This window comes from Pseudomonas sp. G2-4, assembly GCF_030064125.1.
GTDB lineage: Bacteria > Pseudomonadota > Gammaproteobacteria > Pseudomonadales > Pseudomonadaceae > Aquipseudomonas.
The window spans coordinates 5,337,513-5,349,530 of the sequence record NZ_CP125957.1 but is presented as its reverse complement, the minus strand read 5'-3'; the positions used below and the strand labels follow the sequence as shown (position 1 = coordinate 5,349,530).

Below are 12,018 nucleotides of genomic sequence, written 5' to 3'. Positions count from 1 at the left end.
ACCCATGGCAAACGTGCAAAGCGGAAAAATGATCGTCGGTCTGGATATCGGCACTTCCAAGGTGGTAGCGCTGGTAGGCGAGGTCGCGGACGACGGCACGCTGGTCATCGTCGGGATCGGTACCCATCCGTCCCGTGGCTTGAAAAAAGGCGTGGTGGTGAACATCGAGTCCACCGTGCAATCGATCCAGCGCGCCATCGAAGAAGCGCAGCTGATGGCCGGTTGCCGGATCCACTCGGCGTTCGTCGGCGTGGCGGGCAATCACATCCGCAGCCTGAACTCCCACGGCATCGTGGCGATTCGTGATCGCGAAGTCAGCTCCGCGGACCTTGAGCGCGTGCTCGACGCGGCCCAGGCCGTGGCGATCCCGGCCGACCAGCGTGTGCTGCACACCCTGCCGCAGGATTACGTGATCGATAACCAGGAAGGCGTACGTGAGCCCCTGGGCATGTCCGGTGTGCGCCTGGAAGCCAAGGTCCACGTGGTCACCTGCGCGGTGAACGCCGCGCAGAACATTGAAAAATGCGTGCGCCGCTGCGGCCTGGAAATCGACGACATCATCCTCGAGCAACTGGCCTCGGCCTACTCGGTGCTGACCGACGACGAGAAAGAGCTGGGCGTGTGCCTGGTGGACATCGGCGGCGGTACCACCGACATCGCGATCTTCACCGAAGGTGCCATTCGTCACACGGCGGTGATCCCGATTGCCGGTGACCAGGTGACCAACGACATCGCCATGGCGCTGCGTACCCCGACCCAGTACGCCGAGGAAATCAAGATCCGCTACGCCTGTGCCCTGGCGAAACTGGCCGGTGCCGGTGAAACCATCAAGGTGCCAAGCGTTGGCGACCGTCCGCCGCGCGAGCTGTCCCGCCAGGCCCTGGCCGAAGTGGTCGAGCCGCGTTACGACGAGCTGTTCACGCTGATCCAGGCCGAACTGCGCCGCAGTGGCTACGAAGACCTGATCCCGGCCGGCATCGTGCTGACCGGCGGTACGTCGAAGATGGAAGGCGCGGTCGAGCTGGCCGAAGAGATTTTCCACATGCCGGTGCGCCTGGGCGTGCCCCATGGCGTCAAGGGCCTGGATGACGTGGTCCGCAACCCGATCTATTCCACCGGCGTTGGCCTGTTGATGTACGGCCTGCAGAAGCAGTCCGACGGGATTTCGTTCTCAGGGATAGGCAGCCGCGACAGCTACAGCAACGACGAGCCGAAGGCACCGCTTTTCGAGCGGCTCCAGGCTTGGGTGAAAGGCAATTTTTAACACAGGTTCAAAGCTTCACGCGGCAGGTTTCAGGCTTGGCGCTGGAAGGCGGTAAAAAACGCAGTAGGCGAAAAAAACTAGAGAATGTAAGGAGAGGGAAAATGTTCGAACTCGTAGACAACATCCCCGCTAGCCCGGTTATCAAAGTAATCGGTGTCGGCGGTGGCGGCGGCAACGCTGTCAACCACATGGTCAAGAGCAACATTGAAGGCGTTGAATTCATCTGCGCCAACACTGATGCCCAGGCGCTGAAATCCATCGGCGCGCGGACCATCCTGCAACTGGGCACTGGCGTAACCAAAGGCCTGGGCGCCGGCGCCAACCCTGAAGTCGGTCGTCAGGCCGCTCTCGAAGACCGTGAGCGCATTGCCGAAGTCCTCCAGGGCACCAACATGGTGTTCATCACCACAGGCATGGGCGGCGGTACCGGTACCGGTGCGGCGCCGATCATTGCCGAAGTGGCCAAGGAAATGGGGATTCTCACCGTTGCGGTGGTGACTCGTCCGTTCCCGTTCGAAGGTCGCAAGCGTATGCAGATCGCCGACGAAGGTATCCGTCTGCTGTCTGAAAGCGTCGACTCGTTGATCACTATCCCTAACGAGAAGCTGCTGACCATCCTCGGCAAGGACGCAAGCCTGCTGTCGGCTTTCGCCAAGGCTGACGATGTACTGGCCGGTGCCGTTCGCGGTATCTCCGACATCATCAAGCGTCCGGGCATGATCAACGTCGACTTTGCCGACGTACGGACTGTCATGAGCGAAATGGGCATGGCGATGATGGGCACTGGCTGCGCCAGCGGTCCGAACCGCGCACGCGAGGCCACCGAAGCGGCCATTCGCAACCCGTTGCTCGAAGACGTGAACCTGCAAGGTGCACGCGGCATCCTGGTGAACATCACCGCCGGTCCTGACCTGTCCCTGGGTGAGTACTCCGACGTGGGTAGCATCATCGAAGCCTTCGCTTCCGAGCACGCGATGGTCAAGGTCGGTACCGTTATCGATCCGGACATGCGCGACGAGTTGCACGTGACCGTGGTTGCCACCGGTCTGGGCGCGAAAATCGAGAAACCTGTAAAGGTCATCGACAATACCGTTCACACCTCCATGGCTTCGCAACCGCAACAACAAGCGTCTGCCCGTCAGGAAGCGCCAGCGGTGAACTACCGTGACCTGGACCGTCCGACCGTCATGCGCAACCAGGCCCAGGCCGGTGCTGCGACTGCCGCGAAGATGAATCCGCAAGACGATCTGGATTACCTGGACATCCCGGCATTCCTGCGTCGTCAGGCCGATTGATGAAATGTATCAGGGGGATACGGGTGATTGGTGTTCAGCAAAGGTCTGGTCTGCTATCATCGCCAGCCTTTGTTGATACCAGTTCGCAATTTGCGCTGAAGCGGCCCATGCCATGATTAAACAACGCACCCTGAAGAATATTATCCGTGCCACAGGTGTCGGCTTGCACTCCGGCGAGAAGGTCTACCTGACCCTCAAGCCCGCGCCTATCGATACCGGCATTGTGTTTTGTCGTGCCGACCTCGACCCTGTGGTGCAGATTCCTGCTCGCGCGGAAAACGTTGGTGAAACCACTATGTCGACCACGTTGGTCAACGGTGACACCCGAGTGGACACGGTGGAGCATTTGCTCTCGGCCATGGCTGGCCTGGGCATCGATAACGCCTACGTCGAGCTCTCCGCGTCCGAAGTCCCGATCATGGATGGCAGTGCCGGACCCTTCGTATTCCTGATTCAATCGGCTGGCCTGGAAGAGCAGGACGCCGCTAAGAAGTTCATCCGCATCCTGCGGGAAGTGACTGTGGAAGATGGCGACAAGCGCGCCACTTTTGTCCCTTTCGAAGGCTTCAAGGTGAGCTTCGAGATCGATTTCGATCACCCGGTTTTCCGTGACCGTACCCAGAGTGCAAGCGTGGACTTTTCCAGTACTTCGTTCGTCAAAGAAGTCAGTCGCGCCCGTACCTTTGGTTTCATGAGTGATATCGAGTACCTGCGCAAGCACAACCTCGCACTCGGCGGCAGTGTCGAAAACGCGATCGTGGTCGATTCCGATGGTGTGTTGAACGAAGACGGCCTTCGTTATGAAGACGAATTCGTCAAGCACAAGATCCTCGATGCAATCGGCGACCTCTACCTCCTGGGCAATAGCCTGATTGGTGAGTTTAGGGGCTTCAAGTCCGGTCATGCACTGAACAACCAGCTGCTGCGCAAGTTGATTGAGCAGAAAGACGCTTGGGAAGTCGTGACGTTCGAAGACGCCAGCACCGCGCCAATCTCTTACATGCGCCCTGTTGCGGCCGTGTAAGCAAAAACCTCTCTAGTTTTTAAGGGCTGCCTTCGGGTGGCCTTTTTTTATGGCTGTTTCCTGAGGGCAGGTGAGTACTTGTGGCGAGGGAGCTTGCTCCCGCTGGGGCGCGCAGCGGCCCTGAAACCTGGCACCACGGTGTACCAGATTTACTGGCCAGGCCTGTTTGGGGCTGCTTCGCAGCCCAGCGGGAGCAAGCTCCCTCGCCACAGAGACACCATCTCCATAGCCTTGGGTGCTCCGGTGTCACATCGCACAGACCACACGATTGCGCCCGGTGGCCTTGGCCTGGTACAGCGCCTTGTCGGCGGCGAACAGGAGTTGTTCGAGTTCGTCATACGGCCCTTGTGCCCAAGTGGCGATGCCGATGCTGACCGTCATGGGATCATCATCGTCGAGAGCGGGTGGCAATTGCTCCACCGCTTCGCGAATGTTCTGGGCCATGGTAAAGGCTCCGGCGGTGGTGGTTTCCGGCAGTACCACCGAGAACTCCTCACCGCCGTAGCGCGCTGCCAGGTCGGCTGGTCGGCGGACGTGCTTGCCGATCAACTGCGCCAGGGTTCGCAATGCCTCGTCACCGCCTTGGTGGCCATGACGATCATTGAACGCCTTGAAGTGGTCGGCATCAATCATCATGACCGACAGAGGCTGGCCTGAGCGTTGGGCCCGTAGCCATTCCTGTTGCAGCGTTTCGTCCAAGGTCCGGCGGTTGGCCAGGCCTGTCAACGAGTCCACGGACGCTCTTCGGGCCAGTTCCCGCTCAGCGGCGTGGCGGCGCTTCAGTTCGCGGCGCAGCAGCCAGGTGAGCCAGAGCAAGCCGATGCACAGCGCGCCGGTAGCCCCGCTGACCAGTAGCGCCGTACGTTGCCATGAAGCAAAGACTTCCTGGGACGAGAGCGCGACCACGACGATCAACGGCAAGTCGCCCACCTGGGAAAAGGTGTACAGACGCGGCTTCTGATCCTGACCGGACACGCTGGTGAAGCTGCCGTTGCCTTCGCGCAGGATGCGTACGAAGTTCGGCCGATTACTGAAGTCCTTGCCCGTCAGGTCTTCGGCCAAGGGCGGCTCTTGCGCCAATAGAATGCCGTCTCGGCTGACCAGGTTGACGGTGCCGCCATGACCGATGTTCAGGCTCTTGAACAATTGGTTGAAATAGTTCAAACGCATCGCGGCCTCGGCCACGCCCATGAACTCGCCCCGCTCGTCGCTCACTCGGTAGCTGAAACTGATGCGCCAGTCCTGCGCGGCGCTTCTGGAGCGGAACGGGCGACTGATCTTCATGCCCGGGCTCGGGTCCTGGACATGGGACTGGAAATATTCCCGGTCGGCGTAGTTGCCCTTTCGTGGCTCAATCGAGGCGGAATCGGCGACCACATCGCCGCGCTTGTCGAGCAGCAGGATGTCGCCTTTATAGGGGGCGGCGGTGGCGCGGTCGAAGAGGGCGAGGTGGCGAATTGAAGGCGAAACGTCCTTCAGGTCGTCGCGTTTGGCGGCGGCAACCAAGCCTTGCAGCGACAGATCGTAGAGCTCCACATTGCGCAGTACGTCGGCGTCGATCAGTTGCACGATATTGCTTGCCGCACGTGTAGCGGCCTGCCGGGCGCTGGTGTGTTCGCTGATCAACAGGAAGGTCACGATGCTCAGGATAGCAATGACCACCAGTGAGCTGGCCAGCACGAGTGCCCGTTCCGAACGTATCGAAAGCGGGTTGTTACCAGGTGTCGCACTGCTCGCGCTCATGGTTCCGATGTCTGCATTGTCATGTGGCTGGGTTCCGTCCCAAAGGATTGCATAACTGGCAATGAGCCAGATGCTGGCCTTTTGCAGATTGTGCTTGGATCAGGGAGAGCGGGCAATCGGTGTTCGCGCAATAACGTGCAGTTGTCGGCAAAAGTTCGGGCCACGTTCGGACGATTTGTTGATTTTGAGCCAGTCGGCTTTCGCCCAGCATTCAACTGTCTGGAAAAAGATCGTTTGAGTACCGTCACGGCCTTCGGGCGTCAGGCTGGCAAGCGGATCCCGAAGGTGTTGATGCCCCGGTCACTAGTCACGAACACATCCCCGCCGTGCATCAGTGCAATCGCTTTGACAATCGCCAGCCCCAATCCGTGGTTGGCGCCACTGTTGGCGCGAGAAGCATCGACCCGATAGAAGCGTTCAAACAGGCGCGGCAGGTGTTCATCGGCGATCGGCTCGCCGGGGTTGGTGACGCCGAGCGTGATCTGGTCGCCGAGAGCTTCGATGCGCACGTCGATCACTTGTCCCGGTGCGGTGTGCTGTACGGCGTTGCTCAGCAGGTTGATCAATGCCCTGCGCAGATGGGCGATCTCGATGTTGGCTTGGGCGTCGCCGCTGACCCGGACCTGAACCTGGGCGTCTTCGAGGATGAAGTCCAGGTAGTCGAGGGTGGTTGCCACTTCACCGGCCAGGGAGGTGCTGGTCAGTTTGGTGGCTTTGCTGCCCTGGTCTGCGCTGGCCAGGAACAGCATGTCGTTGATGATAGAACGCAGCCGCTCCAGCTCCTCGAGGTTTGACTGCAACACTTCGAAGTAATGCTCGGCCGAACGCCCGCGGGTCAGTGCCACCTGGGTCTGGCCGATCAGGTTGGTCAGGGGCGAGCGCAGCTCATGGGCAACGTCGGCGTTGAACGACTCCAGCCGTGAGTACGCCTGTTCGACCCGGTCGAGGGTGGCATTGAAGGAGCTGACGAACTGACTGAGCTCCGGCGGCAGCGGTGACAGCCGCAAGCGCCCGGACAGGCGGGGCGGGGTCAGGCGCCGGGCCTCATCGGACAGTTTGATCAATGGCTTGAGGCCGATGCGCGCCACCCAATAACCCAGCAAAGAAGCCAGCAGCACACCGACAATCGCCAGGCTCACCAGCGCCACCAGCAGATGATGCTGGGTCTGGTAGAACGTCTCGGTGTCGATCCCGATCATGAAGCGCAGTGGCGGGCGTTGGTCCTTGGCGGGGAACTGGCTTACCAGTACTTTCATGGGGTAGTGCCGCTCTGGCAGCGTCAGGTCACGTTTGCCCAGCGGCCCTTCGGCAAAGGCACGGATCTGCGGATCGGGATCGCCATATTCAAAGCGCGGATCGCCGCTGACGATCCAGAAGTGGATGCGCTTGTCCTCCTCGCCCAGCAAACGCAGTTTGTTGTTGATTTTCACCCAGTGCTCAGGCGTGCCATAACGGCCGACAGTCGACTCGAGGACACTGTAGCGGGCGTCGAGCTCGGCTTCGGGCAACAGGCCAAGGCCTTTGCCGACCTGCTGATACAACGCCCCGCCGATCAACAGGAACACCAGCGCCGCCACCAGCGTGAACAGGCCGCTCAGGCGCAAGGCGATGCTGTTAGGGAAGGTCATTGCTTCGACTCTCCAGCACATAGCCCATCCCGCGGATGGTGTGCAGCAGCTTTTGCTCGAACGGCCCATCGAGCTTGGCCCGCAGGCGTTTGATCGCCACTTCCACCACGTTGGCATCGCTGTCGAAGTTGATGTCCCAGACCATTTCGGCGATGGCGGTTTTCGAGAGGATTTCGCCTTGGCGACGGGCCAGGACGCTGAGCAGGGAAAACTCCTTGGCCGTCAGGTCCAGGCGTTGACCCGCGCGAGTGGCCTTGCGGCTGATCAGGTCGATCCACAGGTCGGCGATGCTCACTTGCACCGGTTCATGGCCGCCACTGCGGCGGGTAAGGGCTTGCAGGCGGGCCACCAGTTCCAGAAAGGAGAAGGGCTTGCCCAGGTAGTCGTCGGCGCCGTCGCGCAGGCCCTTGATGCGGTCTTCGACCCGCTCACGGGCCGTGAGCATGATCACCGGTGTCTGCTTGCGGGCACGCAGGGCCCGTAGCACGCCGAAACCGTCCAGCCCTGGCAGCATCACATCGAGCACGATCACGGCGTAGTCGGTTTCCAGGGCCAGGTGCAACCCCTCGATGCCGTCCGGCGCGACGTCCACGGCGTAGCCCTGTTCGGTCAGGCCGCGATGCAGGTAGTCCGCGGTTTTTTCTTCGTCTTCGATGATCAGAACGCGCATGGCCCCGCCTCAGTTTGTGGACGTCTGTGCCGTCGTCGGCGCAGATTCTGGCGAATGGACGGGCCGATGAAACAGTCGCTCAAGCCACAAGTATATGATCGGCGTGGTGAACAGCGTCAGCGCCTGGCTCACCAACAGGCCGCCCACCACCGCGATGCCCAAGGGCTGGCGCAATTCCGCGCCGGGGCCGTAGCCAAGCATCAGCGGCAGGGCACCGAGCAGGGCGGCCAGTGTTGTCATGATGATGGGGCGGAACCTTGTCAGGCACGCCTGGAAAATCGCTTCCTGGGGCGACAGCCCGCTATTGCGCTGGGCGTCGAGGGCGAAGTCGATCATCAGGATGCCGTTTTTCTTGACGATCCCGATCAGCAGTACCAGCCCGATCAGCGCCATGATTGAAAAATCCTTGCCCAACAGCCAGAGCATGATCAGCGCGCCGAGGCCGGCTGAGGGCAAGGTGGAGATGATCGTCAATGGATGCACGAAGCTCTCGTAGAGCACGCCGAGAATGATGTACACCGCCACCAACGCCGCAAGGATCAGCCATGGCTGGCTGGCCAGGGAACTCTGGAACGCCTGGGCGGCGCCCTGGAAATTACCGGCGATGGCAGTCGGCATGCCGATCTCGTTCTTGGCCTGGTCGAGCATGCGCACCGCGTCTCCCAAGGCCACGCCAGGCGCCAGGTTGAACGACAGGTTGGCGGCCGGGAACATACCGTCGTGGGCAATGGACAGCGGGCCGCTGCTCGGTGCGTCGAAGCGGGCCAGGGCCGAGAGCGGCACCATCTCCCCACTCAAGGGCGAGCGCAGGTAGAAATACGCCAGGCTTTCGGCCTTGCCCCGTTGCGCGGTGTCGAGTTCCAGGATCACGTTGTATTGGTTGGTCTCGGTCTGGAATTCATTGATCTGCCGTTGGCCGAAGGCGTCGTACAGGGCCTGGTCGACATCGCTGGCGGTGAGGCCGAAGCGCGCAGCCGCGCTGCGGTCGATGTTGATGTGGGTGATGCTGCCGCCCAGTTGCAGGTCGTTGGAGATATCGCGGAACGCCGGGTTGCCCCGCAACTTGTCGGTGAGTTTTTGCGTCCAGGTGTTGAGCGTCGGCCCGTCGTTGCTCTTGAGCACGTATTGATACTGGGCGCGGCTGGGGCCGGAGCTGAGGTTGATGTCCTGCCCGGCCCTGAGGTAGAGCACCACGCCGGGGATTTTCAGCAGTTTTGGGCGGATCCGGTCGATGAACTCGCTGGCCGACACGTCACGCTCGCCCCGAGGCTTGAGGGCGATCCAGAAGCGGCCGTTGGCGATGGTCTGGTTGTTGCCCGAGACGCCGACGGAATGGGAAAAGGTCTGCACTGCCGGGTCGGCGGCAACGATTTCGGCAAGGGCCTTGTGCTTGGCCACCATGTCCGGGAATGACACATCGGCGGCGGCTTCGCTGGTGCCCAGCACCAGGCCGGTGTCCTGCACCGGGAAGAACCCCTTGGGGATGAACACGTAGCCCACCACGGCCAGCGCCAGGGTCAGGCCGAACACGCCGATCATCAGCTTCTGATGAGCCAGCGCCCGAAGCAGGCCCCGCTCATACCAGCCCAGCAGACGCTCGCCGAACCCCGCCTTGGTGTGCGCATGATGCACCGGGGCGCGCATGAACAGCGCGGCCAATGTCGGCGCCAGGGTCAGGGACACCACCACCGAAATCAGGATGGTCGAGGTGGCGGTCAGGGCAAACTCCTTGAACAGACGTCCGACCACGCCGCCCATGAACAGCAAGGGAATGAACGCGGCGATCAGCGAGAAGCTGATGGACATCACCGTAAACCCGATTTCGCCGGCGCCCTTGATCGCCGCCTCACGCATGCCGTCGCCGGCCTCCAGGTGCCGGTGGATGTTCTCCACCACCACAATCGCGTCGTCCACCACGAACCCCACCGAGATGACGATCGCCACCAGGGTCAGGTTGTTCAGGCTGAAGCCCATCACGTACATCAGGGCGAAACTGGCGGTCAGCGACACGCCCAGCACCGCCGAGACAATCAGGGTCGCCGACAACTGGCGCAGGAACAGGGCCATCACCGCCACCACCAGCAGCACGGCGATCAGCAAGGTGATTTCCACCTCATGCAGCGAGGCACGGATGGTCTGGGTACGGTCGATCAGCACCTTGACCTGCACGGCGGCGGGCAACATGGCTTGCAGTGTCGGCAAGGCGGCCTGGATGCGGTCGACGGTCTCGACGATGTTCGCCCCCGGTTGCCGGAAGATCACCAGGTTGACCCCCGGCTCGTTGTCGGACCAGGCCTGGACGTAGGCGTTTTCCGAACCGTTGACGACCTTGGCGATGTCCTTGAGGTAAACCGGTGCGCCATCCTTGTAGGACACGATCAACTCACCGTACTCCTCCGGCTGGAACAACTGGTCGTTGGTGGACAGGGTGGAAACACTCGATTCGCCGTACAGGGCGCCCTTGGCCAGGTTGAGGCTGGCTTGCTGGAGGGCCACGCGAATGTCGGCCAGGGTCAGGCCGATGGCGGCGAGTCGGTCAGCCGAGGCCTGGACACGGATCGCCGGACGCTGCTGGCCGGTGATATAGATTTGTCCTACGCCGTCGATCTGGCTGATCTGACGCGCCAGCAGGGTTTCGACGTAGTCGCTCAGTTCGGTGCCAGGCATCAGGCTGGAGCTGATGCTGAGGATCAGCACCGGGCTATCGGCCGGGTTGACCTTTCGCCAGGTGGGCAGGTTTGGCATGTCGTTGGGCAGTTTGCCGGCGGCGGTGTTGATGGCTGCCTGTACTTCCTGGGCCGCGGTGTCGATGCTTTTGTCGAGGCTGAACTGCAGGATCAGGTTGGTGGAGCCCAAGGCGCTGGTGGAGGTCATCTGGGTGACGCCGGGGATGGCGCTGAATTGCACCTCCAGCGGGGTCGCCACCGACGAAGCCATGGTTTCGGGGCTGGCGCCGGGCAATTGGGCGTTGACCTGGATGGTCGGGAATTCCGCCTCCGGCAATGGCGCGACCGGCAGTTTGGGAAAGGCGATGAATCCCAGCAGTACCAAGGCAAACGTCAGCAGCACCGTGGCGATGGGATGGTCGATGCACCACGCTGACACCGAACCGCGGCCCTTCATGGCTGCGGCTCCGAAGACTTGGCCAGGGCCGGCGGATCACTGAGTACCTGGATGCTGGTGCCCGGCTTGAGCCGTGACTGGCCGTCACTCACCAGTTGATCACCGGCGTTCACACCTTTGATGATGTGCATGTCGCTGTCCTGGTAAACCATCACCACCGGCACACTCTCGACTTTGTCGCCCTTGACCCGATAGACGAAGTGTTGCTCCAGGCCCCGTTGGACCACGGTGGGTGGAACCACCAGGGCATCTTTATCGAGCGCGGTCTGGATCTTCAGGGTCACCAGCTGTCCTGGCCACAGCCGTTGCGCGGCGTTGGGGAATTCAGCCTTGGCCCGCAGGGTTCCAGTGTTGGCGTTGATCTGGTTATCGATGAGGCTCAACCGACCCTCACCGAGCATATCCCCGGTGGTGCCATCGGTACCGATGTAAGCCTTGACCAAGGCTTGCTCGGGCGCGGCGATCAACCGTTGCAGGGTGGGCAGCATTTGCTGGGGCAGGGAGAACTCCACCGCGATCGGGTCGATCTGGGTCACGGTGAACAGGCCTTCGGTGTCGCTGGTGCGCAGGAAATTGCCTTTGTCCACGTTGCGAATGCCAACGCGACCGCTCACCGGGGAGCGGATCTGGGTGTAGGACAACTGCACCTGCGCCGAATCGATGGCCGCCTGATTGCCCTGGGCGGTGGCCTTGAGCTGATTGACCAGCGCCTGTTGCTGGTCGTAGGTCTGCTTCGATACGCCGTCGTCGACACTGAGTAATTTGTAGCGCTTGAGATTGACCTGGGCCACCGCCAGTTGCGCCTGGCTCTCGCCGAGCTGGGCCCGGGCCTGGTCGAGGCTGGCGCGGATGGAACGGTCGTCGATGGTCGCCAGCAGGTCACCCTTCTTGACCAGTTGCCCTTCCTTGACCAGCAGCCTGGTGAGGATGCCGTCGATCTGCGGGCGGATCACCACGCTGTGCAGCGACAGGACGGTACCGATGCCACTGGCAAAGCGCGGCACATCCTTTTGCACGACGCTGACAACCCGTACCGGAACAGCGGCGGGCGCAGCGGATTTGGCGGTGGCAGGCTTCATGACATACCAGAGGACGAGGGCCGCCAGGGCGACCAGGAGCGCGACGAGCAGGACGGTTTTTTTCTGGATGTGCATGGATGTGAGAGGCCGGTTCAGGACGAAGGGATTTCTATCGTTCTTATATAGCGTTGCGAGGCGGTCAGGAAGGTGACGCCTAACTGACAGGCTTGTCAGTTTTGTCCCGAATGACTG

The 12,018-nt window shown here is 61.6% G+C and carries 8 protein-coding genes; 3 read left to right on the top strand and 5 right to left on the bottom strand.

Annotated elements, in window-relative coordinates; translation table 11 throughout:
* Positions 1 to 4 precede the first annotated feature (4 nt).
* The 3 genes from ftsA (at position 5) to lpxC (ending at position 3,583) form a co-directional block, all read left to right on the top strand.
* Entirely contained in the window at positions 5 to 1,264 is a 1,260-nt protein-coding gene (ftsA, locus tag QNH97_RS23405) for a cell division protein FtsA (RefSeq protein ID WP_003178237.1), read from the top strand.
* Between the two features lie 101 nt (positions 1,265 to 1,365).
* Complete coding sequence (gene ftsZ / locus QNH97_RS23400; protein ID WP_025215393.1) at positions 1,366 to 2,559, top strand: cell division protein FtsZ; 1,194 nt, start codon at positions 1,366 to 1,368, stop codon at positions 2,557 to 2,559.
* Positions 2,560 to 2,671: 112 nt separating this feature from the next.
* A complete protein-coding gene (gene lpxC, locus QNH97_RS23395; RefSeq protein ID WP_283554115.1) occupies positions 2,672 to 3,583 on the top strand; it encodes a UDP-3-O-acyl-N-acetylglucosamine deacetylase in 912 nt (303 codons plus the stop codon).
* A 246-nt stretch (positions 3,584 to 3,829) separates the two neighbouring features.
* Here lpxC and QNH97_RS23390 read toward each other — a convergent pair whose 3' ends face one another.
* From QNH97_RS23390 to QNH97_RS23370, 5 genes are all read right to left on the bottom strand, one after another.
* Positions 3,830 to 5,326: a GGDEF domain-containing protein gene (locus tag QNH97_RS23390; protein ID WP_283554114.1), complete on the bottom strand. Its 1,497-nt coding sequence runs from the start codon at positions 5,324 to 5,326 to the stop codon at positions 3,830 to 3,832.
* Between the two features lie 260 nt (positions 5,327 to 5,586).
* Entirely contained in the window at positions 5,587 to 6,954 is a 1,368-nt protein-coding gene (locus QNH97_RS23385) for a heavy metal sensor histidine kinase (RefSeq protein ID WP_283554113.1), read from the bottom strand.
* Positions 6,941 to 7,624, bottom strand: a complete 684-nt coding sequence (locus QNH97_RS23380; RefSeq protein ID WP_283554112.1) for a heavy metal response regulator transcription factor — start codon at positions 7,622 to 7,624, stop codon at positions 6,941 to 6,943. The genes QNH97_RS23385 and QNH97_RS23380 overlap by 14 nt, the downstream gene beginning before the upstream one ends.
* Before the next feature lie 9 nt (positions 7,625 to 7,633).
* Positions 7,634 to 10,747 (bottom strand): multidrug efflux RND transporter permease subunit, encoded by a 3,114-nt coding sequence (locus QNH97_RS23375; protein ID WP_283554111.1) that lies wholly within the window; start codon positions 10,745 to 10,747, stop codon positions 7,634 to 7,636.
* Positions 10,744 to 11,901, bottom strand: a complete 1,158-nt coding sequence (locus QNH97_RS23370) for an efflux RND transporter periplasmic adaptor subunit (RefSeq protein WP_283554110.1) — start codon at positions 11,899 to 11,901, stop codon at positions 10,744 to 10,746. The genes QNH97_RS23375 and QNH97_RS23370 overlap by 4 nt, the downstream gene beginning before the upstream one ends.
* Between the last annotated feature and the right edge of the window lie 117 nt (positions 11,902 to 12,018).

Excerpts from the sequence above, each read along its gene's own strand:
- lpxC (WP_283554115.1), top strand. The coding sequence starts at position 2,672 with ATGATTAAACAACGCACCCTGAAGAATATTATCCGTGCCACAGGTGTC.
- QNH97_RS23380 (WP_283554112.1), bottom strand. The coding sequence starts at position 7,624 with ATGCGCGTTCTGATCATCGAAGACGAAGAAAAAACCGCGGACTACCTG.
- QNH97_RS23375 (WP_283554111.1), bottom strand. The coding sequence starts at position 10,747 with ATGAAGGGCCGCGGTTCGGTGTCAGCGTGGTGCATCGACCATCCCATC.
- QNH97_RS23385 (WP_283554113.1), bottom strand. The coding sequence starts at position 6,954 with ATGACCTTCCCTAACAGCATCGCCTTGCGCCTGAGCGGCCTGTTCACG.
- QNH97_RS23390 (WP_283554114.1), bottom strand. The coding sequence starts at position 5,326 with ATGAGCGCGAGCAGTGCGACACCTGGTAACAACCCGCTTTCGATACGT.
- QNH97_RS23370 (WP_283554110.1), bottom strand. The coding sequence starts at position 11,901 with ATGCACATCCAGAAAAAAACCGTCCTGCTCGTCGCGCTCCTGGTCGCC.
- ftsZ (WP_025215393.1), top strand. The coding sequence starts at position 1,366 with ATGTTCGAACTCGTAGACAACATCCCCGCTAGCCCGGTTATCAAAGTA.
- ftsA (WP_003178237.1), top strand. The coding sequence starts at position 5 with ATGGCAAACGTGCAAAGCGGAAAAATGATCGTCGGTCTGGATATCGGC.